The 25244-nt window shown below is 43.8% G+C and carries 26 protein-coding genes; 22 read left to right on the top strand and 4 right to left on the bottom strand.

Annotated features, from left to right (window positions below; genetic code table 11):
* Positions 1–31: 31 nt before the first annotated feature.
* A complete protein-coding gene (locus ABD128_RS11240; protein ID WP_343990388.1) occupies positions 32–907 on the bottom strand; it encodes a LysR family transcriptional regulator in 876 nt (291 codons plus the stop codon).
* A gap of 158 nt (positions 908–1065) precedes the next feature.
* Between ABD128_RS11240 and leuC the strand changes: the two genes are divergently transcribed.
* The 21 genes from leuC (at position 1066) to ABD128_RS11135 (ending at position 20412) form a co-directional block, all read left to right on the top strand.
* Positions 1066–2508 (top strand): 3-isopropylmalate dehydratase large subunit, encoded by a 1443-nt coding sequence (gene leuC, locus ABD128_RS11235; protein WP_343990386.1) that lies wholly within the window; start codon positions 1066–1068, stop codon positions 2506–2508.
* Positions 2508–3152, top strand: a complete 645-nt coding sequence (leuD, locus tag ABD128_RS11230) for a 3-isopropylmalate dehydratase small subunit (RefSeq protein WP_343990383.1) — start codon at positions 2508–2510, stop codon at positions 3150–3152. The genes leuC and leuD overlap by 1 nt, the downstream gene beginning before the upstream one ends.
* 393 nt (positions 3153–3545) lie before the next feature.
* Positions 3546–4622, top strand: coding sequence for a 3-isopropylmalate dehydrogenase (gene leuB, locus ABD128_RS11225; protein ID WP_343990380.1), 1077 nt, complete (start codon positions 3546–3548; stop codon positions 4620–4622).
* 111 nt (positions 4623–4733) lie between these two features.
* Entirely contained in the window at positions 4734–5396 is a 663-nt protein-coding gene (ccmA, locus tag ABD128_RS11220; RefSeq protein WP_343990377.1) for a heme ABC exporter ATP-binding protein CcmA, read from the top strand.
* A complete protein-coding gene (gene ccmB, locus ABD128_RS11215; protein ID WP_343990374.1) occupies positions 5393–6064 on the top strand; it encodes a heme exporter protein CcmB in 672 nt (223 codons plus the stop codon). Before ccmA ends, ccmB begins: the two co-directional genes overlap by 4 nt.
* Positions 6065–6070: 6 nt before the next feature.
* Positions 6071–6838, top strand: coding sequence for a heme ABC transporter permease CcmC (gene ccmC / locus ABD128_RS11210; protein WP_343990372.1), 768 nt, complete (start codon positions 6071–6073; stop codon positions 6836–6838).
* Positions 6831–7040, top strand: a complete 210-nt coding sequence (gene ccmD, locus ABD128_RS11205) for a heme exporter protein CcmD (RefSeq protein ID WP_343990370.1) — start codon at positions 6831–6833, stop codon at positions 7038–7040. The genes ccmC and ccmD overlap by 8 nt, the downstream gene beginning before the upstream one ends.
* Positions 7041–7083: 43 nt before the next feature.
* On the top strand, positions 7084–7539 hold the full coding sequence (ccmE, locus tag ABD128_RS11200) for a cytochrome c maturation protein CcmE (RefSeq protein WP_343990367.1): 456 nt from the start codon (positions 7084–7086) through the stop codon (positions 7537–7539).
* Positions 7540–7548: 9 nt separating this feature from the next.
* Positions 7549–9558 carry a heme lyase CcmF/NrfE family subunit gene (locus ABD128_RS11195; RefSeq protein WP_343990364.1) on the top strand — a complete coding sequence of 670 codons (2010 nt, stop codon included), beginning with the start codon at positions 7549–7551 and terminating at the stop codon, positions 9556–9558.
* Positions 9551–10117 (top strand): DsbE family thiol:disulfide interchange protein, encoded by a 567-nt coding sequence (locus ABD128_RS11190; protein ID WP_343990361.1) that lies wholly within the window; start codon positions 9551–9553, stop codon positions 10115–10117. Before ABD128_RS11195 ends, ABD128_RS11190 begins: the two co-directional genes overlap by 8 nt.
* 9 nt (positions 10118–10126) lie before the next feature.
* Positions 10127–10546: a cytochrome c-type biogenesis protein gene (locus ABD128_RS11185; RefSeq protein ID WP_343990357.1), complete on the top strand. Its 420-nt coding sequence runs from the start codon at positions 10127–10129 to the stop codon at positions 10544–10546.
* Positions 10547–10548: 2 nt separating this feature from the next.
* On the top strand, positions 10549–11574 hold the full coding sequence (locus ABD128_RS11180; protein WP_343990354.1) for a tetratricopeptide repeat protein: 1026 nt from the start codon (positions 10549–10551) through the stop codon (positions 11572–11574).
* Between the two features lie 145 nt (positions 11575–11719).
* Positions 11720–12178 (top strand): HvfA family oxazolone/thioamide-modified RiPP metallophore, encoded by a 459-nt coding sequence (locus ABD128_RS11175; RefSeq protein WP_343990351.1) that lies wholly within the window; start codon positions 11720–11722, stop codon positions 12176–12178.
* Between the two features lie 197 nt (positions 12179–12375).
* Positions 12376–13221, top strand: coding sequence for an HvfB family MNIO-type RiPP peptide maturase (locus tag ABD128_RS11170; protein WP_343990348.1), 846 nt, complete (start codon positions 12376–12378; stop codon positions 13219–13221).
* 12 nt (positions 13222–13233) lie between these two features.
* Positions 13234–14010: an HvfC family RiPP maturation protein gene (locus tag ABD128_RS11165; protein WP_343990345.1), complete on the top strand. Its 777-nt coding sequence runs from the start codon at positions 13234–13236 to the stop codon at positions 14008–14010.
* Between the two features lie 91 nt (positions 14011–14101).
* On the top strand, positions 14102–14827 hold the full coding sequence (locus ABD128_RS11160) for an MlaA family lipoprotein (protein ID WP_343990342.1): 726 nt from the start codon (positions 14102–14104) through the stop codon (positions 14825–14827).
* 11 nt (positions 14828–14838) lie between these two features.
* Positions 14839–15750, top strand: a complete 912-nt coding sequence (locus ABD128_RS11155) for a 5'-nucleotidase (protein ID WP_343990339.1) — start codon at positions 14839–14841, stop codon at positions 15748–15750.
* Between the two features lie 220 nt (positions 15751–15970).
* Positions 15971–16186, top strand: a complete 216-nt coding sequence (locus tag ABD128_RS11150; protein WP_343990336.1) for a hypothetical protein — start codon at positions 15971–15973, stop codon at positions 16184–16186.
* 6 nt (positions 16187–16192) lie between these two features.
* Positions 16193–17911: a tetratricopeptide repeat-containing diguanylate cyclase gene (locus tag ABD128_RS11145; RefSeq protein WP_343990333.1), complete on the top strand. Its 1719-nt coding sequence runs from the start codon at positions 16193–16195 to the stop codon at positions 17909–17911.
* A 12-nt stretch (positions 17912–17923) separates the two neighbouring features.
* Positions 17924–18724: an SAM-dependent methyltransferase gene (locus ABD128_RS11140; RefSeq protein ID WP_343990330.1), complete on the top strand. Its 801-nt coding sequence runs from the start codon at positions 17924–17926 to the stop codon at positions 18722–18724.
* 137 nt (positions 18725–18861) lie between these two features.
* Entirely contained in the window at positions 18862–20412 is a 1551-nt protein-coding gene (locus tag ABD128_RS11135; RefSeq protein ID WP_343990327.1) for an amidohydrolase family protein, read from the top strand.
* 11 nt (positions 20413–20423) lie between these two features.
* On the opposite strand, the gene ABD128_RS11130 is transcribed toward ABD128_RS11135, so the two are convergent.
* The 3 genes from ABD128_RS11130 to pabB all read right to left on the bottom strand — a co-directional run bounded on the left by ABD128_RS11130 (position 20424) and on the right by pabB (position 23479).
* Positions 20424–21317, bottom strand: coding sequence for a TIGR01777 family oxidoreductase (locus tag ABD128_RS11130; RefSeq protein ID WP_343990324.1), 894 nt, complete (start codon positions 21315–21317; stop codon positions 20424–20426).
* Between the two features lie 86 nt (positions 21318–21403).
* Positions 21404–21985 (bottom strand): CoA pyrophosphatase, encoded by a 582-nt coding sequence (locus tag ABD128_RS11125; RefSeq protein ID WP_343990321.1) that lies wholly within the window; start codon positions 21983–21985, stop codon positions 21404–21406.
* 42 nt (positions 21986–22027) lie between these two features.
* A complete protein-coding gene (gene pabB / locus ABD128_RS11120; protein ID WP_343990318.1) occupies positions 22028–23479 on the bottom strand; it encodes an aminodeoxychorismate synthase component I in 1452 nt (483 codons plus the stop codon).
* Positions 23480–23653: 174 nt separating this feature from the next.
* Between pabB and ABD128_RS11115 the strand changes: the two genes are divergently transcribed.
* A complete protein-coding gene (locus tag ABD128_RS11115; RefSeq protein WP_343990315.1) occupies positions 23654–25159 on the top strand; it encodes a fumarate hydratase in 1506 nt (501 codons plus the stop codon).
* Positions 25160–25244 lie beyond the last annotated feature (85 nt).

The following is a 25244-nucleotide window of genomic DNA, read 5'->3' as shown; positions in this document are numbered from 1 at the left end:
TCCGCAGTGTTCTTAGTTATTTTGGTTGATATTACCGATTATTATTCGCCGTTTGCAAAAGTTTTACGAGCTCTTGCGAGGCATTGGATAATGTTTTGTTGGTGCGATAAATAATACCCATATCGCGATCTGATAAAAACTGCTCTGAGGATAAACTAACCAATGGGCTTTGTAGTAACCTCGTAGGTAGCAGAGTCCAGCCCATTTTACAGGCAACGAGCTTAGCGATAACTTCCAAGTAGTTTGCGGTTTTGACTTTCCCTAGGGTTACGCCAGCGTTCGCAAGCTGAACCTCAAACAGTTCGCGGGGGAAAGTGTGAGCGGGCGGTAAAATACAAGGGTAGTTTTCGAGTTTTGCGAGAGGATTGTTTTCTGTGGCCAAGTCATAATCTTTGTGACACACAATCGCTAACTCGTCTTTCCAAACCAATTCATGTTCTAGTCGCGGGTCTTTCTGCTGTGGAAAGGTCAATAGCGCTAGTTCTAATTCACCACTTAAAACGCGCTCATAAGCCAGCTCAGAGTCAATAAACTCAATATTAACGTCTACATCGGCAAAAGTGTCTGCATATTGCTCTAGATATTCAGGTAGCAGGTGCAGGCCAATATAATGACTGGTGCCGATATGGAGCTCGCCACTGACTTTGCCACTCAAGTCACGAATATTCTGTACCGTATCTTCGATATCGCTGATGATTTGGGGTGCTTGCTGCTGTAGCAACTGCCCAGCTTCGGTCACTGCGACATGGTTACCCACACGATCAAACAACTGACGATCGACTATTGCCTCTAAGCGCTTGATTCTTTTGCTAAGCGCAGGTTGTGTCATCTGTAGCTCTTTCGCCGCTAGGGTGAAGGATTTAAGTCGTGCTACGGTCAAAAAGGTTCTAAGAAGATCTATATCCATAAGTTTTAGTCTTAGGAATTCAAGGTGATTCCTATTGGTTATGCGTTTTATAAAAATAATGAATTGGAGTTATTCTATAATAAGCTCTACACTAGTTCCACTTTGCCGTGTATCGGCTTATATTTTATTACGTGAAAAGACCAAATGAGGCACAGTTAATGGCTGGAAAAACTCTTTACGACAAGCTTTGGGAAGACCATCTTGTCGCAGAAAATGATGATGGATCGGCACTGATCTATATCGATCGTCAATTATTACACGAAGTTACATCACCACAGGCTTTCGAAGGCTTGAGGATCGCGGGCCGTAAACCACGTCGTCTTGAAGCTAATTTGGCTACTCCGGATCACAACGTTCCGACGACTGATCGTAGTAACGGTATTGCAGATCCAGTTTCTCGTATTCAGGTGCAAACCTTAGGCGATAACTGCGATAGCTTTGGTGTTACTGAATTTAAGATGGACGATATTCGTCAAGGTATCGTACACATCGTTGGCCCAGAGCAGGGTTACACATTACCAGGTTTAACTATGGTTTGTGGTGATTCGCACACCGCAACGCACGGTGCTTTCGGTGCTATGGCGTTTGGTGTGGGTACTTCTGAAGTAGAGCACGTATTAGCCACTCAATGCTTACGCCAAAAGAAAATGAAGAACATGCTGGTGCGTGTTGAAGGTAAGCTTGGTACGGGCGTGACGGCTAAAGATGTAGTCTTGGCGGTAATTGGTGAAATCGGTACAGCTGGCGGTAATGGCCATGCTATCGAGTTTGCTGGTAGCGCTATTGAAAGCCTATCAATGGAAGGCCGTATGACGGTTTGTAACATGGCGATTGAAGCGGGCGCACGCGTTGGCTTGGTGGCCGTCGACGATAAAACCATTGAATACGTCAAAGGCCGTCCTTTCGCGCCAAAAGGCGAACAGTGGGACATGGCGGTTGAAGCGTGGAAAGATTTACACAGTGATGCTGATGCCCAATTTGATCGCGTGGTTGAGCTTAAAGCCGAAGATATTATCCCTCAAGTAACTTGGGGTACCTCGCCAGAAATGGTTAAGCCAGTTAGTGGTAACATTCCTAACCCAGAGAAAGAGTCGAACCCTGTGAAAAAAGAGGGGATCGAGCGAGCTCTTCAATACATGGATTTAAAAGCGGATATGCCGATTACTTCGATTCCTTTAGACAAAGTGTTTATCGGTTCTTGCACAAACGCCCGTATCGAAGATTTACGCGAGGCGGCGGCCGTAGCGAAAGGGCGTAAAGTCTCGCCAAGCATTAAGCAGGCGATGGTTGTTCCTGGTTCTGGTTTGGTAAAACAACAAGCGGAAGCTGAAGGCCTACATACAATCTTCACCGAAGCCGGTTTCGAATGGCGTGAGCCAGGCTGTTCAATGTGTTTGGCGATGAACGCTGATCGCTTAGAGCCAGGCGAGCACTGTGCCTCGACTTCTAACCGTAACTTTGAAGGTCGCCAAGGCCAAGGTGGACGTACTCACCTAGTTAGCCCAGCGATGGCCGCTGCGGCAGCCGTTCACGGTCACTTCGTTGACGTACGTGAATTAGAGTTGGATTCTGAATTAGCAAAAGCTTCGGAGGTAAACTAATGGAAGCCTTTACGCAACACACAGGGTTAGTCGTGCCATTAGATCGTTCTAACGTTGATACTGACGCGATCATCCCTAAGCAGTTTTTGAAATCGATTAAACGTACAGGCTTTGGTCCTAACTTGTTTGACGAATGGCGTTATTTAGACCATGGCGAGCCTGGTATGGACAACTCAAATCGTCCATTGAATCCAGATTTCGTGATGAACCAAGAGCGTTATCAAGGTGCTTCGATCCTTTTGGCACGCGAAAACTTTGGTTGTGGCTCAAGCCGTGAGCACGCACCATGGGCGCTTGAAGATTATGGTATTAAAGCAGTAATCGCCCCAAGCTTTGCCGATATTTTCTTCAACAACTGCTTTAAAAACGGTATTTTGCCGATCGTTTTAGATCACGCAACGATGGATACTTTATTCGAGCAGACTGAAGCAAACGAAGGATTTAAGCTTGATATCGACCTCGATAAACAAACGATTACTATGCCAAACGGTGATGTGATCAGCTTTGATGTCGAGCCAGACCGTAAGCATAGCTTGTATAACGGCTTGGATGATATCGGTATTACGTTGCAGCAAGAAGATGCGATAACGGCGTATGAGAAGGAACGCGCTAAGCGAGCCCCTTGGCTTTTTAGCTCTAATTAATACGGCTAAATTATTCCCTGATTTTGTTACTTTGCCTAATTTGCGTGCTCAGGGTCTGCCCCTTGGGTATTAACTGTTAGTAAACTCCGCATCAAATTAGGCAAAAAGCCGCGTCAGGAAACAATTTTTCGCGTATTAGGTTTAGAAGTGGAATGTCAACTTGAATTAGATCCCCTTGCGGGAATTCAAGATCTAGTGATAAGTGCAAAAAACTCAGTAAGATCCTGACTTTCGTCAGGATGACAGGTTTTGTGTAGGGTGCGTCACGACGCACCGTTCTATTGTCATTGCGAGGGTTCAAAGAACCCGCGGCAATCTGTAGGAGACTGCTTCGTTGTTTCGTAGTAGAAACTGCCTCGCAATGACAGTAAAAGTTTAATAATAGGATTTAACATGACTAAAAAAGTATTGGTATTACCGGGTGACGGTATTGGCCCTGAGATTGTAGGGCAGGCGACGCGTGTATTGGACGCGTTAATTGAAAACCATGGCTTAGACGTGACGTATGAGTCGGCGTTGGTGGGTGGTTCTTCGTATGATGCGCATGAAACGCCGTTGACTGATGAAGTATTAGCTCAAGCAAAAGACGCTGACGCTATTCTTCTGGGCGCTGTAGGCGGCCCTAAGTGGGAACAGTACGATATTTCAGTGCGTCCTGAGAAGGCGTTGTTGAAATTACGCTCTGAGCTTGAGCTTTTCGGTAACTTGCGTCCGGCGATTCTTTATAAGCAACTAGCTGATGCTTCGAGCTTAAAGCCTGAGTTAGTGTCTGACCTAGACGTTTTGATCGTCCGTGAGTTAACCGGCGGTATTTATTTCGGCCAGCCACGAGGTATTCGCACGCTTGAGAACGGCGAGCGTCAGGGCTACAACACTTACGTTTACTCGGAAAGTGAAGTTGAACGTATTGCTCACGTAGCTTTTAAAGCTGCGATGTTACGCGATAAGCGTGTATGTTCAGTGGATAAGGCTAACGTTCTTGAAGCGACTGAACTATGGCGTGAAGTGATGGATCGTGTAAGCAAAGAGTACCCAGAAGTTGAATTAACGCACATGTACGTTGATAACGCAGCGATGCAGTTAGTGCGTGCACCAAAGCAGTTTGACGTGATGGTTACGGGTAATATGTTCGGTGATATCTTGTCGGATTGTGCGGCTATGCTAACAGGATCGATTGGTATGTTGCCGTCTGCTAGCTTAGACGCTAACGGCAAAGGCATGTATGAGCCGATTCACGGTTCGGCGCCTGATATCGCTGGTCAAAACAAAGCAAACCCATTGGCGACAATCTTGTCAGTCTCAATGTTGCTTCGTCACAGCTTCGGTGAAGCAGAGTTAGCTGACAAAATTGACCAAGCGGTTTCTACCGTGTTGGATCAAGGTTTACGCACTGCGGATATCCATACTGATGGTGATAAACTGGTTTCGACCACCGAAATGGGCGATGCGGTTTTAGCAGCTCTGGCTTAAGGCAACACCATACCCAAGACGTATTTGGGTAAATATATGTAAAATCATTGGCATAAGTTACTTAGCCCTCTATAATTCAGGGCAAAGTAACTTATGCCAAGCCTTAGCTCAATGTCTCAATCTCAAGACATACATTTCGATGGACTTTATGCCCATGAGCTAACGGTTTCCCGTTCCGAACATGTTCTTCTCGAAGATGCCGAGCTGCATCTTGCTCCAGCGACCATTACTTATCTCTATGGTGATAACGGTACTGGTAAAACAAGCCTTATGCGCTGTTTAACCGGCTTGTTGCAACCTGATCATGGCACAGTCTATTGGAACGAAAAGCCTATTAACCACCCTGAATCGGGTTATTTTCAGGATCTTATATTCCTAGCGCACAGCCTATCCATGAAAAATGAGCTGACGATTGCTGAAAATTTAACTTTTTACGCACAGTTACGTTGCGGTGGAAGTTACAATAATAAAGAACTTCAGGCAGATATTAGCCAAGTATTAACTGATTTAGGCATAGATGGGTTAGAAGGGCGTATGTTCGCTGAGCTATCGGCAGGTCAGCAACACAAAGTGGCCTTAGCCCGATTAATGCTTGAGCCGGCCAAAATCTGGTTATTAGACGAGCCTTTCGTCAATCTAGATCAAAAAACACGTCGCTGGTTAGCGGCTAAAACTTTGGAGTTTAAGGCACAAGGTGGTGTCGTGCTTTTTACCTCACACCATCATATTGATGAGTTGCCGGTTGACCAAAAGGTTGGGGTGGAGCACGAATGATTAGTACTCTACTGAAGCGTGAGCTTAAAGTCGCCCGCCGCAATTGGATTGGTTTAGCCATTCCACTATTGTTTTTTATTATCGTAGTTAGCTTGTTTCCCTTCGCCGTAAGCCCGGAAGCGCTGATGCTGCAAAAGCTAGCGCCTGGCGTCATTTGGGTCGCGGCTTTATTATCGATGTTGCTTTCATTAGAGCAATTTTATCGTAGTGATTACCAAGACGGTTCTCTAGAGCAGCTATTATTAATGAGTTCGCCGACATCCGTGGCGATTAGCAAAATCTTTGCGCACTGGCTATTAACAGGCTTACCGTTAGTAATTTTATCGCCATTACTTGGTCTCTTGATGCAGATCAACTATGGCTTTGAGCACATCAATCATACTTGGGTTCTGATGTTGAGTTTAATGTTGGGAACGCCAACCTTGTGCTTGCTCGGAGCTGTTGGTATGAGCTTGACTCTGGCAGCTAATCGAAATGGCTTGTTGGTCTCAATATTGATTATTCCATTGTATGTGCCAGTTCTGATTTTTGGCGCATCGACTGTTACAGCATCCCTAGAGAGTTTGCGTTATAATGGCGAACTCGCCATATTAGGCGCATTTTTAATGATAGCGATTGTTTTTGCGCCTTTCGCATCGGGTCGCGCACTTAAAATTTCAGTAGGTTAAGGTTTAATGGCAAAAGCTTGGCGTTGGTTCCACCAGTTAGGTTCTCCGAAATACTTATTCCAAAAAACGGGTCAGTGGCTTCCATGGATATGGGGCGTGACACTGATTTTGTTAGCTGTGGGTCTTTACTACTCTTTGTGGGCTTCACCACTTGAAGCCAGGCAAGGCCAAGGTCACACTGTTCGAATTATGTATGTCCACGTTCCAGCCGCCGCTTTGTCGATGGTGGGTTACATAGCTATGGCAATCGCCGCTATTGTGGGGCTAGTGTGGAAGATGAAAATGGCTTTTGCCGTGGTGCGCTCGATAGCGCCAGCCGGTGCTGCCATGACGTTTCTGGCTTTGTTTACAGGCTCCGTTTGGGGTAAGCCGACATGGGGTACCTGGTGGGAATGGGACGCGCGGATGACCTCTGAGTTGCTTCTATTGTTTTTATATCTTGGTTATATTGCGCTTCATTCGTCATTTTCCGAACGCTCCAAAGCAGATAAGGCGAGTGCAATTTTGGCGATTGTTGGTGTCATCAATATTCCAATTATTTATTTTTCAGTGAAGTGGTGGAATACACTGCATCAAGGCTACTCGGTGACACAAAAGGGCGCGTTAGCTCCAGAATTCCAAGTGCCTCTATTTACTATGCTGGCGGGTATGTATTTATTGTTTGCCGCATTGGTGATTATGCGCCTGCGCGCTGAAATTATTTTACGCAATCAAAAGTCGCGCTGGGTGATGGAGTGGGCAACTGCTGACACTAAGAAGGTGACGCATGACTAGTTGGCACGAATTTATTTTTATGGGTAAGCATGGCGCATATGTTTGGTCGAGCTACCTGATGACCTTTGTCGTTTTGTTAGGTTTGTTAATTGGCTTTAGAAAAATGCTGAAATCGTTAAAAAAGCAAGTTCAAACTGAAGCCATGGCGCCTAGCGAAAAAAGACAAAAAGCTAGAAAGTTAAAAGTATCACAGCCCGATTAGAGGCTACATAAACCCTTGATAATATTGAGTATATGATAAGACCATGAAAACACATCGTCGTAATAAGTTAATCGCCATTATTGGTGGCTTGGTGTTGATCTCGGGCGCGGTCGCATTGATTTTATATGCGCTGAGTTCAAACATTAACCACTTCTATCCACCAACAGAAGTTAGCCAAGGCAAAGCTCCGATGGATAGAACCATTCGAGTGGGTGGGCTTGTAGCTTATAACTCGGTTAAAAGAGCCGACGATGGGCTTGAGGTTGTTTTTACCGTGACCGACAATCAAAACACGCTTGATATCCGCTACGAAGGTATCTTGCCAGATTTGTTTAAAGAAGGTCAGGGCGTTATCGCGGAAGGAAAACTGGTGAGTAAAACCGAGTTTAAAGCGACCAAAGTATTGGCTAAACATGATGAAAAATATATGCCACCCGAAGTCGAACAGTCTTTGGAAAAATATGGTCATCCAGTCCAGTCTAAATCCACTGAATATTAGGTGAGTCTCTTGATTCCTGAGCTTGGAAATTTTTTATTAATCATGGCGTTTATTAACGCCATATTTTTAGGTGTTTTGTCCTTTGTTGGTGCGCACTATGAGCATCAAGGGCTTATGCGTTTTACGAAGCGTTCCGCAATTAGTATCTTCTTATTGATATTAGCCAGTTTCATTTGCCTGACCGTTTCTTTTATCAACAATGATTTCTCGGTAGCTTATGTCGCTAACCACTCAAACTCCCAGCTTCCGATTTACTATCGTATTTCAGCAGTGTGGGGCGCTCACGAAGGCTCGCTACTACTGTGGGTATTGATTTTAGCCGGTTGGATGGCAGCTGTTGCTGTATTCAGTAAAGCATTACCTAAGCCTTTAGTTTCAAGGGTTTTAGGTGTAATGGGCTTTATTGCCGTTGGCTTTATCGCCTTTACATTGTTCACTTCAAATCCATTTGAGCGTGTATTACCCTTTATTCCGATTGATGGCGCAGATCTGAACCCACTGTTACAAGACTTTGGATTAATTGTACATCCGCCAATGCTGTATATGGGCTATGTGGGTTTTGCCGTTGTTTTTGCATTCGCCATTGCGGGTTTGTTAGAAGGTGAGTTAGACAATAAATGGGCTCGCTGGAGTCGCCCATGGACGACGGTGGCGTGGATATTCTTGTCGTTGGGTATTGCGTTAGGTAGCTGGTGGGCATACTACGAACTCGGCTGGGGCGGCTGGTGGTTCTGGGACCCAGTAGAAAACGCTTCTTTCATGCCGTGGTTAGCAGGTACGGCATTGATCCACTCGTTAGCGGCTACAGAAAAGCGTGGTGTATTCAAATCATGGACCGTGTTATTAGCAATTTTAACCTTCTCCTTAAGCTTATTAGGTACTTTCTTAGTGCGCTCAGGTGTTCTAACCTCGGTTCACTCGTTTGCTAACGACCCTGTTCGAGGCAAATTTATTTTAGTGTTCCTAGGTATTGTGGTGGGGGCTTCTCTGTTAATTTTCGCGATTCAATCAAGCAAGATTCGCTCCAAATCTAACTTCGGTATTTTTTCGCGAGAAGCGGCTTTGCTGTTCAATAATGCGTTATTAGCAGTTGTGACCTTTATGGTGTTACTAGGAACTTTGCACCCGCTAATTCAAGAAGCCTTTACCGGTGGCAAATCTTCGGTGGGCCCTCCGTACTTTAATTTAATGTTTGCGATCTTCATGATTCCAATTTTAATTTTGATGCCAATAGGGCAACAAATTAACTGGAAACAGGAGCCGATCAAGCCGTTATTGACGAAATATTGGATTTGGGCGCTAGGCAGTATCTTGCTTGGTTTTGCAATTGTCTTGCTGATGGGTGAAGTAGACCCCATGGCTTTTGTTGGAACCACTTTAGGCCTTTGGGTTGCTGCTGGCAGCGCTAAATATATTCTTGGACAAACCTCGAAAAGCGACTCCTTCTCCAGTGGCTTAAAGAAAATAAGCCTGAGTTATTGGGGCATGATAGTAGCGCATCTTGGTGTAGCGATTACGGTGTTAGGGGTGGTCTTGACGTCATACTATAGCGTTGAGAAGAATATCAAAATCCATCAAGGCGAAACGGTTCAGGTTGAAGATTTAAATGTTGAGTTTTATGACTTTAATAATCTCGAAGGCCCAAATTATATATCTTCTGCTGGAAGTTTCCGAATTTATATGGATGGGAAGTTAGTAGCTGACTTACACCCAGAAAAGCGCAAATATCACGCATCTAGCATGGTTATGACCGAAGCTGACATCAACGCAGGTTTATTCCGTGATATCTATGTTGTGATGGGTGAACCTCTGGATGACGGGGCGTGGGCAGTCAGTGTTCATTATAAGGCGTTCGTACGCTGGATTTGGCTTGGTGCACTTGTGATGGCGCTTGGCGGCTTATTGGCTGTATCGGATAAACGCTATCGTCAGCGCAGGCGAGAGCGTAAAAACGCCAAGAAAAATGGCGCAGACAAAAATACTGCGAATAGTTACTTATCAGGAGCGGATAGTGAATAAGAAGATAGTGTTGGCAGTTGCGCCGATTATTACCTTTATTGGCCTAGTAGTCTTTTTCTGGTTTGCATTAGACAACGATCCACAAAAGCTCAATTCAAACTTAATTGATAAGCCTGTTCCTGAGTTTAGGTTACCTTCGCTACAAAATCCAGAAGTGGTCTATACCGAAAAGGACTTACCTAAAGAGCTATTCTTGCTAAATGTTTGGGGATCTTGGTGTGGGCCGTGCCATATCGAACACCCCTATTTAATGAAATACTCTAAGCAATATTCAGTACCCATTGTTGGTGTCAACTATAAAGAGAAAGTCATTGATGGCTTAAAGTTCATTGAAGAAAAGGGTAACCCATACACTATGGTCATTTCTGACAGTGACGGCCAGTTTGCTATCGATTTAGGTGTATATGGTGCGCCTGAGACATATATTATCGATGAGAACGGCACCGTTCGATTCCGTTATGTGGGTGTGATTGATGACCGTTCATGGCACAAAAAGATCTTGCCAGTGATTGAACATGTTCTTGGCAAGACGCTTAAACCCATTGAGAGTACAGAGTAGGAATCAGTTATGAAACATTTCTTTGCAGCTCTAATGTTAGCTATTTCGTTTCAAGTCATGGCAGTGATAGAAACCTATGAGTTTGAAACGGTGGCTCAAGAGCAGCTCTATACCGAGATTATCCATGAGTTGCGATGTCCTAAATGTCAAAACCAAACTATTGCAGAGTCGAATGCGGGTTTGTCTGAAGATTTACGCTATATTGTTTACCAAAAGGTCAGCGCAGGGGAAGAAAAGCGAGATATTTTAGCTTATATGCAACAACGATATGGCGATTTCGTACTTTACGATCCACCAGTAAAACCATCGAATTACTTTCTTTGGTTTGCTCCTATCTTTGTATTCATTATCATTTTAATAGCTGTGTTAGCCCGTGTCGGTCGTCGAAAAGTGGCGCCTGACAGTAGTGACGACACAGAGGAACTCTAACAATGCTAGTTTGGTTGGCGCTTTTATTATTGGTTTTAGTGTGGGCATCTTGGCTTTTTGGTCAGGTATTTACTGGAAAGCGAAAAGTTTTTGTTTTTATCGCAATGCTATTAGTTTCATCACTAGGCACCCTTGGTATTTATTTCTTCGAGGGGGCGCATAAGGAATTACAACAAACTGCTAGCATGCATCAACAATTAAAAGACTTAACTTTACGTCAGTTAGCGGATAAAGCAGATCAAAGAGAGATTACGATGGAGCAGTTACTTTCAGAATTGCGCCTGCGTAACGAGCTTGAGCCTAATAATTTCGAGAAATGGCGTGAGTTAGGAACTATTTTCTTACGCTTCGGTGAGATTGCGCGCGCTGATCAAGCCTTTACACGCGCTGTTTCAGCTAAACCCGGCGCTGAAAGTCGCCTTGAATTTGCACAAACCTTTATGGAATTGGGTACCGAAGAAGCGCTTGAGTATGCAGAAAAGCACATCAAACTGGTGCTCATTAATAACCCTAAACACGAAGGTGCGTTACTACTTCAAGGTATCAACAACTTTAAGCAAAGGGACTACCAGTCGGCGGTTTATTACTGGAGTAATTTACTGAAGCAGAGGGAACCGGGCAGTGAGTCTTATAAAGTCATCAAAGAGCAGATTGAGCTGGCCGAGCGCAAGCTTAAAATGGAATCTTTAAATCACATTAAAGTGGTGGTCGATAACATCGATCAGCTGTTATTGACGCGCTATAAAAAGGCCTTTGTATTAGTCCGCCGTGCAGAGGGTGGCCCACCTGTAGCTGTTAAGTCTATAGACATCGCAAAGCTTGATGAACCGTTAAAACTTTCCCCTGACAATGTCATGTTACCTGGTGTTGACCTCTGGGCCAGTGAAAATGTGTATGTTGAAGTACGTCTTTCGCAAAGTGGTTTAGCGCAACCAGAAACTGGTGATAAGTTCGGAAAAACTGAACTACTGTCTTCTTTAACACCTAGCGAAACCTTTCACATAGAAATCACGGAGCGCGTGGAATAGTGATGTAGATGTTGATTTTTGCACATTGATACTGCAAAAATAACAAAATACAGACGAAATACCGAAAATCTGTAACAAAATCAGATATGTTGAATCTAAATTTTGAAGAACATAAATAATCACTATCAACTTAGGAGTAAGATCTATGTTAAGTAAAGACAAGAAAAAGTTAGCGGTAATCGTAGGCGCATCAATCGCAGCATCTGCGGCTATGGGTACAGCTACTGCTAGCGATAACCCATTTGCACTGAATGACCTTCAAGCTGGTTATGATCTTGCCAAATTCGAAGCCGGTGAAGGCAAATGCGGTGAAGGTAAGTGTGGTGAAGATAAAGCCGACAAAGCCAAAGAAGGTAAGTGTGGCGAAGGCAAGTGCGGTGAAGATCACGCTAAAAAAGCCAAAGAAGGTAAATGTGGCGAAGGCAAGTGTGGTGAAGATCACGCTAAAAAAGCCAAAGAAGGTAAATGTGGTGAAGGCAAGTGTGGTGAAGATCACGCTAAAAAAGCTAAAGAAGGTAAATGTGGCGAAGGCAAGTGTGGCGAAGATAAAGCCGACAAAGCCAAAGAAGGTAAATGTGGCGAAGGTAAGTGTGGCGTAGCTTAATTGCTATGCTCCATTTGCTGAAGTAACACCTTCAAGCAGACTTTGTAACCTAATCCATAGCAGTCATTGCTATGGTCTTAGCATAAAGAGCTTGGTTTATAAGTGGGTTAATTAGAGCCCTTATAAGCTAAGCTTTTTACTGTAGAGTAGCCCCATGCTACATACGTCTCACCCATAAACGTTATAAAGGTGATCATTTGTATCCAGTAACCGGTGCCGGACTAGGTTTGAGAAGAGACTTCATGCGTGAGTTTGAAGCCCTCGATAATTCTAATGTCGACTTTATGGAAGTAGCTCCAGAAAATTGGCTTCCTTTCGGTGGTCACTTAGAGCAAGTGTTTGAACAATATGCTGAGCGGTTTCCTTTTGTCATTCATGGTTTATCTTTATCAATAGGCAGTCCCAGCCCCTTAGATCTATCGTTTATTAAAGACGTAGCGGCTTTTATTAAGAAATACAATATCCGCTGTTACAGCGAGCATCTAAGCTACTGTAGCGATGATGGTCAAATGTACGACTTAATGCCTATTCCGTTCACGGAGGAAGCTGTGCATTATGTTTCCGATCGGATAAAACAAGTACAAGACATCATAGGGCAACGCTTGGCGATGGAAAACGTTTCTTATTATGCGGCGCCAGGCCAAGAAATGTCTGAAATCGAATTTTTTAAAGCGGTAGTCGCCGAAGCTGACTGCGACATTTTGCTCGATATCAATAACATCTACGTCAATAGCATCAATCATCGCTACGATCCGAAAGAATTCTTACTAGAGCTACCCAAAGAACGCGTGGCCTATTCGCATATTGCTGGGCATTATGATGAAGCTGATGATCTTAAAGTGGATACGCATGGAGCGGACGTTAAAGATGATGTTTGGTCGCTTTTAGAGGTCGCCTATCAACATTTTGGAGTTTTTCCTACGCTATTAGAGCGAGATTTCAATATTCCAGCAATGCCACAGTTATTATCTGAAGTGGATAAAATTAAAGCATTACAAGAGAAATACAGCGATAATTCTGCCGCTCAGCCGGCTATAGCTTGATTAGGCAAAGCTATGAATAAAGAATTACCAAAATTCCAACAAGTTCAATTTGAGTTCTCTAAGAGCTTGCGTAATCCAGCGAAATTCAAGTCTCCTGAAGGCATCGAAGCGAGACGTATGAAAGTCTATCAAGACCTTTTCTATAACAATATTGAGGGCTTTTGTAGCAACGGCTTTCCAATACTCCATTCTTTGACTTCTGACGAGAAGTGGCATCGTATGGTGCGTGGTTTCTTTACAGATTATCGTGCTGAGTCCCCATACTTTGTGGAGATTGCTAAAGAGTTTTTGAGCTATCTTTCCGAGCACCGAGCTCCTGAGGCTGATGATTTACCCTTTATGTTAGAGCTTGCTCACTGGGAGTGGATGGAGGTTGAAACGGTTTCTGCCAAAGTGGATATTTTAGGCATTCCCCACGATAGAAACGGTGATCTGATGAACGAACCGGTAGTGGTGTCGCCGTTAGCACACAGTTTGGTCTATGAATATCCGGTACACCGAATTGGCCAAAGCTATAACCCACAGGAACCACCAGCGACACCGACATTTTTGCTTATAAGCCGTAACCGTAAGCATGAGCTCGACTTTATGGAGGCTAACTCCATGACCTATCGCTTGCTCGATATTTTTATCGAGCATTTGCAAGAGGGCCGACAAATCGCTGGTAGAGTAGCCTTAGAGCAGTTAATAGAAGAAACTCAGTTCCCACAGCCTGAACAAATACTGAATGGTGGGCAACAAATTCTTACCAGTTTGTTAGAGCGTGACATAATCCTAGGAACTGCATAATTAAACCCCACATAGCAATCGTTTAACACTGGTCATATCAGGGCCTGTGCTTTATCATTAGCGCTTAGAAAGTACATTAGGTTGATACGGGATGAAAAATAACCTTACCTTTGCAATATTATTCACATTTTTACTCTCAGCTTGTGCCACAACAGGTGACAACCCTAAAGATCCTTATGAAGAGCATAATAGGGCCGTTTGGGAGTTTAACCGTGCGATGGACAAAATTTTATTAAAACCAGTGGCAGAAGGGTATCAATATGTAACACCCGACCCTGTAGAGAAGGGGGTTTCTAACTTCTTTTCAAATTTAGGTGAAATTTCAAACATTGTTAACTCACTGTTTCAAGGTAAGTTCGGTGACGCGGGTAAAAGCTCAGGTCGCTTTTTGATCAATAGCACCATTGGTTTAGCGGGTTTATTAGATCCTGCAACCGAAATGGGCATCAAACAACAAGAAGAGGATTTTGGTCAAACACTGGCTGTTTGGGGCTTCGAATCTGGCCCATACTTAATGTTACCTTTTATAGGCCCATCTAATCCACGCGATGGTATCGGCTTTGCGGTAGATTCTTTCGGTATTTATAGTCCATACGACTCACTTAACGATAGTCAAACCGAATGGGCGTTGCGTGCCTTATGGTTGATTGATACCCGGGCGGAACTTCTACCCTTAGAAGCCCAGCTTGAAGAAGCTTTAGACGAATACTTACTAGTTCGTGACGCCTATTTACAACGCCGTGAATTCTTGATTTATGATGGCCGTCCTCCAATTGAGGATGACTGTGAGTTTGAGGAAGATTGCGAAGAGTGGTAAAAATATAACCTATGCCAATAGAATTCAACGACACGCTAGTTATAGCGATCTCATCCACTGCACTGTTTGATTTAGCTGAAAGCCACCGCATATATATGGAAAGTGGGGTGGCTAGTTATGCGCAATATCAAATTGATCATGAAGATGAGTTACTGAAGCCAGGCGCAGCTTTTGGTCTCGTTAAAAAGCTCTTATCGTTGAACGAAAGCAAAAAAGACACACCAAGAGTTGAGGTCATTCTTTTATCGCGTAATAGCGCCGACACAGGATTGCGTGTCTTTAACTCAATAGAAAATCACCAACTTCAAATAACCCGAGCCGCTTTTACCTCAGGAAACAGCCCCTATTTATATGCCGAAGCGTTTGGTGCACACCTGTTTTTATCGACTAATCCTAAAGATGTCTTGCAAGCCATCAATGCAGGCATTGCCGCTGCAACGATTGTTTCACCGACACAGGCGAGTAACGATAGTGAGATTATCAAATTTGCTTTTGATGGTGACGCTGTTTTATTTTCAGATGAGGCAGAGCGGATATTCCAACAAGATGGCCTTGAAGAGTTTACTCGTTCCGAAAAACAATCGGCACAAACACCATTAGAAGGCGGGCCTTTTAAAAACTTCTTACAAGCGCTCCATAAACTCCAAAAAGAATATACCCAAGATAACTGCCCAATCCGTACTGCATTAGTTACTGCCCGTTCAGCGCCAGCCCACGAGCGCGTTATTCGAACGCTCCGCTACTGGGACATCCGTATTGACGAAGCCTTATTCCTTGGTGGTATGGACAAAACTAAATTTCTCAAAGCATTCGGAGCTGACGTCTTCTTCGACGATCAAGAAGGCCATATTGACCGTGCAAAGGGGCATGTCGCTAGTGGTCATGTGCCTAGTGGCGTGACTAATAACTCAGAAAAGGATTGAGCAACTTAGCTAGGTTTTATTTACTATTTATCCGGTAAAAGCAATGGACTGCAAGAAAAGAATACAGAGAGTTTTTCCTTTATTTACTTCTAAACTCGAATCCCCCCCTATTTTTATACCGTTTTCATATCCTTTTGATATAAAAAACAGTGGTATAATTGCCTAAATTCTGTACTATTTGTCTTTGTGGAAATAATAAATAACCAAATTGGGGACTAAAATGTCAACTTTAAACAAGTTTTTAACTGAGTTAGGCACGAACGCAAAGTTAATGGAAGACTACAAAGCTGAGCCTGTTGCAACTATGAAAGCAGCTGGTTTGAATGATGAGGAGATCAGCGCTGTACAAAATAATGATACGGCAAAAGTAAAGGAGCTAACTGGTGGAGGAGAGTACGCTGTGGTAGTTCATAATGTAAAAGAGCACAACCTGTAAGTCTTAGTGAAAGTCTTAGTATTCTTTTTGGTTCTATGCACTGCCTTTGGTACAGCAAAAGCAGATGTAGAAGAGGACTTAGCTCAGCTTAGGGAAAGCAACACTTACGATTCTAATAAAGCATTTCAGTTGATTCAGGACTTACATGAACGAATGGATGAGTTTGTAAGTAATGAGCAGAGAGCTCAATTCTATATTCAAGAATCATATTTCTACATACTGAAATCAGAGAACCAGAAAGCAAAAAGGCCACTAGAATTATTACTACAGTTACCTGATGTATCCGAGGATTCAAGGTTAGCTGCGTACTCCCTATTGTCCCAGGTTTTTATGAGCTTGAATAAATATCATGAAGCCTTTAATAATTTGTTCGAAGCTTTATCAATAGTGCCCCAAATTAGTGATGAAGCGTTGCAGTTCAACTCTTACTACGCCGCGGCAAATATTTTTGTAGAACTCGAAGCCTATGACGAGGCATTAGAGTATGTATTAAAAGCAAGGGATATTGCAGTAGCAATTAATGACAACCCTGATCAGTGTTACGCGAAAGCATTAATTGCAAATATTTTCTTGTTTCAAAATAGCCAGCATAACCATGAAGACCGACTGAAAGATGCCATAGACTTTTGCAAAGGATTAAACCTTTCGGTGGTGGATGCATACCTTTACAAAAACCTGGGCTTAAATTACTTCAATCAGGGACAGCTAGAACAGTCTGAGTTGGCCTACAATACCGCATTGAAAATATCTGCTCGAAGTGGCTACTTACCTGAAATACTTCAAATGAAGCTTGGTTTGGCAAAAATTTATTTGCAGACAGGGGAGCTTGGAAAAGCCAAAGCCAATATTGATGAGGTGTTACAAGAACCGTCTTTACAAGAGTCTGGCATGAATAGAAAGGAAGCCACCGCATTGTTGGCTAAATATCATAAGCTGAATGAAAACCATATTGCTGCTTATGATGCTTTATCGAAACTTGCACAAATTCAAGATAAAATGCTGGCTTTACAGGCCAGTAAAAACCTAGCCTATCAAAAAGTTAAGTACGCACATTTAGATCAAAATGCTCAAATACAAATACTCGATCAAAAAAACAGACTGCTAGAGCTAACTCGTCAAGTTGAGGAACAATCGAAGAGAAACTTCCAATTACTTTCAGTCATAGTATTAATCATACTTTCTGGTATTAGTTTGTGGTTGTGGCGCGTCAAGAAGCAAAAAGAACGATACCAAAAGTTGTCTCAAATAGATGCTCTGACTAATACTTTAAACCGTCGCTATGCGCTAAAACTAGCCCATGAAGTCCACCATGAAAGCCTGATAAAAAATAGTCATTATTGTGTCATTATTTTTGATTTAGATTATTTTAAAACCGTTAATGATAAGTATGGCCATGCAATGGGCGATTGGGTCCTAACTAAAGTAAGCCAGTGCGTGAAAGAGAGGACCCGGGCAGTCGATGTGTTTGGGCGTCTTGGTGGCGAGGAGTTTATCGTTATCCTGCCTCAATGTAACAGCGCTGATGCGAAGAAGTTTATTGAGCGCTGCGTTGAAGGCTTTAAAGACATTGAACATGCAAAATTACCCAGTGATTTCGAAATAACTGCTAGCTTCGGGGTGGCGGCCAAAACTAATGGCGAGTCCTTAGAAGAACTGATAATAGAAGCTGATAATGCGATGTATAAAGCTAAAAGAAACGGCAGAAACCAAATCCAAATCTATTAAGTTAGCACCCTTATGAAAACAACACCCTCTAGCGGCTCTTTAACCTGTATAGGTACAGGCATCACTTTAGCTGGACAAATCACAACCTTGTCGAAAGACTACCTAGTGCAGGCGGAAACTGTTTTTGGTATTTTGCCAGATAAACTATCGGAAGACTGGGTTAAATCATTAAACCCTTCTTATACGAGTTTGCAGTACCTCTATGAAGAAGGGAAGTCTCGACGACAAACCTACCAAGAAATGAAGAATGTGGTTTGTCAGGCGGTGCGTGACGGTAAGAAAGTGGTGTTGGCGCTCTATGGCCATCCCGGGATCTTTGCTTGTGTTGGTCACTTTGCTATCGAAACCCTCAGGAATGAGGGATATCAAGCCCAGATGCTCCCAGGCGTCTCTGCCGATGCTTGTTTATTTGCCGATCTTGGCATAGATCCTGGTACTACAGGCTGCCAAGCTTATGAAGCGACTCAATTTCTATTAAGCGGTGTACCGCTTAATACTTCGGCCTATACCATTTTATGGCAGATCGGTTTAGCTGGGGAGCATACTCTTAAGACCTTCAAGACCACTCAGAAAAACCTTGGTGCAACAGTTCGGGTTTTGAATAAATGGTACCCATTGGAGCATGAAATGATCTTATATGAAGCTCCATTTATTCCTATCCACAATCCGCGCATCGATAAGTTTAAGCTTAAAGATTTACCCGCTATGGATTTAACGTCCATTTCAACTTTAGTGATTCCGCCTTTGACTGGACTGAAGCTGGATCAAGAGTCTTTAAACGAGTTTGGTTTAAGTATTTCGGATTTTGGTTAAGGCTCTACTGGCAGTCCATTTCTATCACCTAAACTAATGTTTCTAGTCCTAGATTAAATTATCTGAAGTACCATCACGTCTTGATTAATTGCTTTGCATAGTGCATCTTGTGCTTAATTGATTTTGGGGACATAGCAATGATTCGTTATCTTTTATTTATACTTTTCTGTATTTCTTGCGTTACTTTATCTGCTCGAACACTGGATGCTCCACTAAGTTCTGAAGGGGAAGGCCCGTATAACCGCTTAATCTTGCGTGGTGCTACGGTAATCGATGGTAAGGGTGCGCCACCATATGGGCCCGTTGATATTATTATTGAAGGTAACAAGATCGTCTCTGTTCGCTCTGTTGGCGCTCCGGGCGTACCTATCAACGAATCGCGTCGGCCTAAAGCGAAAGAGGGCGATAAAGAGCTAGATGTTTCTGGTCACTATATTTTGCCTGGTTTTGTCGATATGCACGGCCATATTGCAGGTAGTGTCGATGGTTTGCCGGCTGAATATCCGTTTAAGTTATGGTTAGGCCATGGTATTACGACGGTGCGCGAGCCAGGAAGCTTTAACGGTTTGGACTGGACGTTGAAGCATCAGAGGTTAAGTGAGAAAAACGAAATCGTTGCACCAAGAATTGTGCCTTATGTCGGCTTTAACATGGATTGGGATAAAGAAATTACGACACCAAAAGAAACACGCCGCTGGGTACGACATGTTGCGGATAAGGGCGCTAAAGGCATTAAATTTTTTGGCTTACCACGCCCTATGATGGAGGCGGCCTTAGACGAAGCGAACAAGCAGGGTTTAGGCACCATGATGCATCACGCTCAGCTTAACGTGGTTGATACTAATGCTCTCGACTCCGCCCGGCTTGGATTAACTTCTATGGAGCACTGGTATGGCTTACCGGAAGCTTTGTTTGAAGATAAAGTGATTCAGGACTACCCCATAAAATATAACTACAATAACGAATCACACCGTTTCACGGAGGCCGGTCGCTTGTGGCAACAAGCAGCTGAAAAAGGCTCTGACAAATGGAACGCCGTTCGTGATGAGCTTATCGAGCTTGATTTTACACTGAATCCTACGTTGACCATTTATGAAGCAAGTCGTGATGTGATGCGAGCCCGTAATGCTCCATGGCATAAAGACTTCACACATTCAAAGTTAAAAGCTTTTTTTGAGCCCAATAGAGAGTCTCACGGTTCCTACTTCTTCGATTGGACCACGCAGAATGAAGTCGATTGGAAAAACAATTACAGGATCTGGATGAGCTTCTTAAATGATTACAAAAATCATGGCGGTCGAGTGACGACTGGCTCGGATGCTGGCTATATCTATAAAATCTTTGGCTTTGGCTTTATTCGTGAGCTTGAACTATTGCAAGAAGCAGGGTTCCATCCTTTAGAGGTCGTGCAGTCTGCAACGATCAAAGGCGCGGAAGCGTTAGGCTTAGAAGATAAAATAGGGACTATCCAGGCTGGCAAATTAGCTGACTTGGTAATTGTCGAAGAGAATCCTATCGCCAACTTTAAGGTCCTGTATGGAAACGGTCACTATCGTTTAGGCCTAGACAATAAAGCCGAGTATGTGGGTGGCGTAAAATATACCATAAAAGATGGCATTATCTATGATGCTAGAAAGCTCCGTGAGGATGTAAAACAACTCGTACAAGAAGCTAAACAAGCTCAGTAAAGCAACACAAGTTATATCAAGTCATCTAAGGCTTCATCTATCGTGGGATACTCGAAGGTGAAGCCTGATTCTTCAAGTTTTTTGGGGTGAACTCGTTGTCCAGTCAACAACATTGTCGCCATCTCTCCGACAATGATTTTTAAGGCAAACGCAGGCATAGTGGCGAATGTAGGGCGCTTTAGGGCTTTGCCCATGACCTTTGTGAGTCGCTCATTTGTAACCGGGTGCGGTGCAGTGAGGTTAAAAGCTCCAGATAAGCTTGAGTTTTCGATAAGATGAATTACAGCTTTGACGTGATCATCAATATGAATCCACGAAAAGTACTGATTTCCGGAGCCTAACTTGCCGCCCAGACCAAGCTTAAAAGGTGGTAACATTTTCTGTAAGGCGCCTTCATCGCCGAGTACCACGCCAGTTCGTATGCAACAAACTCGTATTCCTAGAGACTCAGCACGATATGCCGCATCCTCCCAGCGCGTACAAAGCCTTACCTGAAATTCAGATGCACTGCCAGAGGTAGAGTCTTCATTCAGTATTTCATTGCCTCGAGCACCATAAAAACCAATGGCGGAGCCACTGATAAAAGTGTGTGGTTTGTGAGATTGTCCTTGAAGCCATGCAATTAAGTTCTCGGTTAAGTTAAGTCTGCTCTCGACGATTTCCTGTTTATAACTATCGCTCCAACGCTTTGCTGAAAGGTTTGCACCAGCTAAGTTGATCACTATATCGACGGGCTCAACTTCGGATAAAGAGCTGGTTAATGTGACATTATTAAAAACAGGGAAGGCGTTATATTTGTCCGGTGAACGAGTGAGCACCGTAATTTCATAGGACTTTTCTTGTAACAGAGGAATTAAATTCCTGCCGATAAAACCAGTTCCACCAGTGATAAGAATATGTGGCATAAAATCACCTCAACTCGTTCTGCGAATAAAACTACTATAGCAAATGCGAAGTGGATATTCAGTGAAGGGATCGAGATCGAAGTAGGCTACAATTTATTAATATAAGGTGAGTTGTTGATAAGTTTTGAAAACTTAACGATGATATTGGCTGTCGCTCCCCAAATATTCCATCCTTCATACGGGATCGAGTATATTGAATAGCTTTTTCCACCAAACTCTTGGTAAGAATGTATCTGGTTTTCGGGATTAAACAAAAAGTCGACAGGTGCTTCAAAGGCCGAAGAAACTTCGTCTTCACATAAGACTAACTCGAAATCGGTGGGGAGCTTACCAACAACTGGCTGAATAAGGAAACCTGATCCCGTGGGTTGTAAAGGAAGTTTTCCCATTACATCAATCTCAGTTTGCAGAATCCCAACTTCCTCTTCTGTCTCGCGTAAAGCGGTATGGATTAAGCTATCATCCGTTTTATCCATACTTCCGCCTGGGAAACTAATCTGACCGGCATGATGGCGCAGATGTTCAGACCTCTGAGTTAGCAGAAGGTGTAGCCCATCTTTTTTCTCAATCAATGGTACTAACACAGCACTCGGGCGCAGCTCCGCTACACGTGGAGTAATTTCATCTGAGGCATTGAGTGCTTGTTGTATGTGTTCGAGAGTGATCATCTTATCGTACAACTTTATTTTGCTACTATGGTTACCACTAGCTTACTGCAATTCTTCTTCGCTTAACACGGGTAAAATTTTGCTCAGTTTATGCAATGTTTCTTCGTACTCGTTGTGAGCCTCTGAATCAGCCACTAAACCGCCACCAGCCCAAGCGTGAATCTTACCGTTATCAGTAACCAGTGTGCGTATAGCGATATTTGAATCCAAGTAGCCCCTAAAGTCTAAATACAGCATGGAACCACAATAGATACTACGTCGGTGTGGCTCAAGCTCTTCGATAATCTCCATCGCGCGTACTTTGGGTGCGCCAGTAATTGAGCCGCCTGGAAAGCAGTGTTTTAGCAGCGTAAAGATATCGCTGCTTTCGGCAAGGTTTGCTTCGATAGTGCTGACCAAGTGATGCACAGAAATAAAAGACTGCAATTCAAACAGTTTGGTCACTTCGACCGAGCCAATTTCGGCGTTACGACCAATATCGTTACGCAGTAGATCGACGATCATTAAGTTTTCAGCACGATCTTTCTCGCTATGTTGTAGCTCATCAGAAAGGCGTTTATCTTCAGCTTCGTCTTGGCTTCTAGGTCGAGTGCCTTTGATCGGCTGTGTTATCACTCTAAGCTTTTTCTTTTTGCCACTACCTTGCGGGAATACTTGAATAAAACGCTCCGGTGATAACGACAAGATTTGTTGCTGCTCCAAGTTCATATAGGACGAAAAAGGCGCTTGGTTATGCTCGGTTAGTTTTAAGTAGGCGTTCCAAGGGTGCCCCTCGAAATTGGCTGAAAAACGTTGAGCCAAATTAACCTGATAACAATCGCCCGCATGAATATAGTCGTGTACTTTCTGAAAGCGTTCGATATAAGCGTCTTTGTCCATATTGCTTCGCCATGGCGTGCTTAAACTAAATCCTTTTTTGGACGAGGCGGGAGTAGGATTGTCACTATTGCCATAAAGCGAATCAAACTCGGCAACAATGTCCTTCCAATAGCTGTCGCAGTAGCGACAAAATTTAACCAAGTAACTTTGATGATTTTTATGATCGCTAATAAAAGCCCATTCATACAAGCCAAAAGCGAGCTCAGGAAGCCCTATATCGTTTGTGGCGATAGAGGGTAAGTTTTCCACATAGCGCCCAACGTCATAACTACAAAAGCCAGCGATTCCGCCATGGAAAGGCAAGGTTGGCATCTTGCTTGGTAGAGGCTGGTAATCCTTTAGACCAAACTCATAAAAACGCTTTAAGTCTTCAAATAGCTCGTTTGTGGTATCGATATCGGCACCAGTAATGGTGCTTTTATCATGTGAGAAGGCGAAGGTGGCTCTAGGTCGAGCTAAAATAATATCGAACTGCGAAGCTTGGTGTAGAGTCTTGCCACTATCCAACAATAACGCCCACGGCTCATCCACAAAGTGTGAAAATAAGTCGCGCACGCCAGCGGGCTCAAGATAGGGTAACTCGACGAAAGTGTCTTGTTGCTGCTCTTTTTTCATGCAAATCGATTAAAATATAGTCTAAAAATGATGCTGGTTCGCTTATTAAGCTCCAAAATTTGGGAAACGCCTGATCCAGCCTGTATAATGATGCACCGATTTTAGAGGTTTATGTGTAGCTTGTATAGCGAAGCCCACATAAGCTCGACAAACCAAGATTCGGAGAGACCTTGCATGGGCATAATTAAAGCCGAAGATTTTATCGAAAGCGTTGCTGACGCTTTTCAGTACATTTCATATTACCATCCTAAAGATTTCATCCAAGCCATGTCTGCGGCTTATGAAAAAGAAGAAAGTCCTGCTGCTAAAGATGCCATGAAGCAAATTCTTGTGAATTCGCGCATGTCAGCTATGGGCCATCGTCCAGTTTGCCAAGATACAGGTATTGCCTGTGCTTTTGTCAAAGTGGGGATGGACGCGACCTTTGAAGGAGGCATGACGATTCAAGAAATGGTGGACGAGGGCGTAAGACGCGCTTATACCAATAAAGAAAACCCGCTTCGAGCCTCAGTATTGATGGATCCTGCGGGCAAACGCCTTAACTCGAAAGACAACACGCCAGCTGTGGTACACGTCGAAATGGTTAAAGGCGACAAAGTCGAAGTCACCTGTGCAGCTAAAGGCGGTGGTTCTGAGAACAAATCTAAGTTCGTAATGCTTAACCCAAGCGACTCGATTGTCGACTGGGTTGTGGAAACAGTCCCAAAGATGGGTGCTGGCTGGTGTCCGCCTGGTATGCTGGGTATCGGCGTTGGCGGTACTGCTGAAAAAGCGATGGTGCTAGCGAAAGAATCCTTAATGGATCCGATCGATATGCAGAAGCTTTTAAAGCGTGGTCCGAACAACAAAGTTGAAGAACTGCGTATCGATATTTATGAAGCGGTTAATAAGCTAGGTATCGGTGCACAAGGTCTTGGCGGTGTCACCACAGTATTAGATGTCAAAATCAAAGACTGGCCGACTCACGCGGCTTCTAAGCCTGTAGCCATGATTCCAAACTGTGCTGCGACTCGTCATATTCACTTCACGTTAGACGGTACAGGCCCTGCGATGTTAGCGCCACCGTCAATCGAAGATTGGCCAGATATGGAGTATGAAGCTTCAGCCGACGCTAAGCGCGTGGATATGGATAACGTTACTCCTGAAGAAGTTGCCAGCTGGAAGCCGGGCGATGTGTTATTGCTTAACGGCAAAATCCTAACAGGGCGTGACGCTGCGCATAAGAAAATTAAAGATTTGCTCGATTCTGGCGAAGGCTTGCCAGAAGGGCTAGATTTCAATAACCGTTTCATCTATTACGTTGGCCCAGTAGACGCCGTTGGCGACGAAGCCGTAGGCCCAGCCGGCCCAACAACCGCAACGCGTATGGACAAGTTCACCGAGATGATGCTCGATAGAACAGGCTTATTAGGCATGATCGGTAAAGCCGAGCGTGGCGACGAAGCGATTGAAGCGATTAAAAAGCATCAGTCGGTTTACTTAATGGCTACCGGTGGCGCGGCTTATTTAGTCTCTAAAGCGATTAAAAACTCACGAGTTGTCGCATTCCCTGAACTGGGTATGGAAGCGGTGTATGAGTTTGACGTTGAAGATATGCCAGTGACGGTTGCGGTGGACTCGTCGGGCGAGAGTGTCCATAAGACGGGGCCACAAATTTGGAAAGTGAAATTAGCTTCATAAATTTACAACACATCTTTGCGAGGCCTTTGGCCGAAGCAATCTCTATTTGCTCATGTGATTGAGATTGCCACGTCGCACCTAGTCG

Origin of the sequence: Kangiella japonica (genome assembly GCF_039523535.1) — a bacterium.
GTDB classification, from domain to species: domain Bacteria; phylum Pseudomonadota; class Gammaproteobacteria; order Enterobacterales; family Kangiellaceae; genus Kangiella; species Kangiella japonica.
Note: the sequence above shows the minus strand (reverse complement) of the source record. Positions and strands in the feature narration are given on the sequence as shown.

Coding starts and splice junctions, on each gene's coding strand:
- leuB (WP_343990380.1), top strand. CDS start 3,546: ATGACTAAAAAAGTATTGGTATTACCGGGTGACGGTATTGGCCCTGAG.
- ccmE (WP_343990367.1), top strand. CDS start 7,084: ATGAAAACACATCGTCGTAATAAGTTAATCGCCATTATTGGTGGCTTG.
- ABD128_RS11240 (WP_343990388.1), bottom strand. CDS start 907: ATGGATATAGATCTTCTTAGAACCTTTTTGACCGTAGCACGACTTAAA.
- ccmA (WP_343990377.1), top strand. CDS start 4,734: ATGTCTCAATCTCAAGACATACATTTCGATGGACTTTATGCCCATGAG.
- ABD128_RS11130 (WP_343990324.1), bottom strand. CDS start 21,317: ATGCCACATATTCTTATCACTGGTGGAACTGGTTTTATCGGCAGGAAT.
- ABD128_RS11115 (WP_343990315.1), top strand. CDS start 23,654: ATGGGCATAATTAAAGCCGAAGATTTTATCGAAAGCGTTGCTGACGCT.
- ABD128_RS11140 (WP_343990330.1), top strand. CDS start 17,924: ATGAAAACAACACCCTCTAGCGGCTCTTTAACCTGTATAGGTACAGGC.
- ccmD (WP_343990370.1), top strand. CDS start 6,831: ATGACTAGTTGGCACGAATTTATTTTTATGGGTAAGCATGGCGCATAT.
- ABD128_RS11165 (WP_343990345.1), top strand. CDS start 13,234: ATGAATAAAGAATTACCAAAATTCCAACAAGTTCAATTTGAGTTCTCT.
- ccmC (WP_343990372.1), top strand. CDS start 6,071: ATGGCAAAAGCTTGGCGTTGGTTCCACCAGTTAGGTTCTCCGAAATAC.
- ABD128_RS11155 (WP_343990339.1), top strand. CDS start 14,839: ATGCCAATAGAATTCAACGACACGCTAGTTATAGCGATCTCATCCACT.
- ABD128_RS11125 (WP_343990321.1), bottom strand. CDS start 21,985: ATGATCACTCTCGAACACATACAACAAGCACTCAATGCCTCAGATGAA.
- leuC (WP_343990386.1), top strand. CDS start 1,066: ATGGCTGGAAAAACTCTTTACGACAAGCTTTGGGAAGACCATCTTGTC.
- ABD128_RS11150 (WP_343990336.1), top strand. CDS start 15,971: ATGTCAACTTTAAACAAGTTTTTAACTGAGTTAGGCACGAACGCAAAG.
- ABD128_RS11160 (WP_343990342.1), top strand. CDS start 14,102: ATGAAAAATAACCTTACCTTTGCAATATTATTCACATTTTTACTCTCA.
- pabB (WP_343990318.1), bottom strand. CDS start 23,479: ATGAAAAAAGAGCAGCAACAAGACACTTTCGTCGAGTTACCCTATCTT.
- ABD128_RS11185 (WP_343990357.1), top strand. CDS start 10,127: ATGAAACATTTCTTTGCAGCTCTAATGTTAGCTATTTCGTTTCAAGTC.
- ABD128_RS11180 (WP_343990354.1), top strand. CDS start 10,549: ATGCTAGTTTGGTTGGCGCTTTTATTATTGGTTTTAGTGTGGGCATCT.
- leuD (WP_343990383.1), top strand. CDS start 2,508: ATGGAAGCCTTTACGCAACACACAGGGTTAGTCGTGCCATTAGATCGT.
- ABD128_RS11135 (WP_343990327.1), top strand. CDS start 18,862: ATGATTCGTTATCTTTTATTTATACTTTTCTGTATTTCTTGCGTTACT.
- ABD128_RS11175 (WP_343990351.1), top strand. CDS start 11,720: ATGTTAAGTAAAGACAAGAAAAAGTTAGCGGTAATCGTAGGCGCATCA.
- ccmB (WP_343990374.1), top strand. CDS start 5,393: ATGATTAGTACTCTACTGAAGCGTGAGCTTAAAGTCGCCCGCCGCAAT.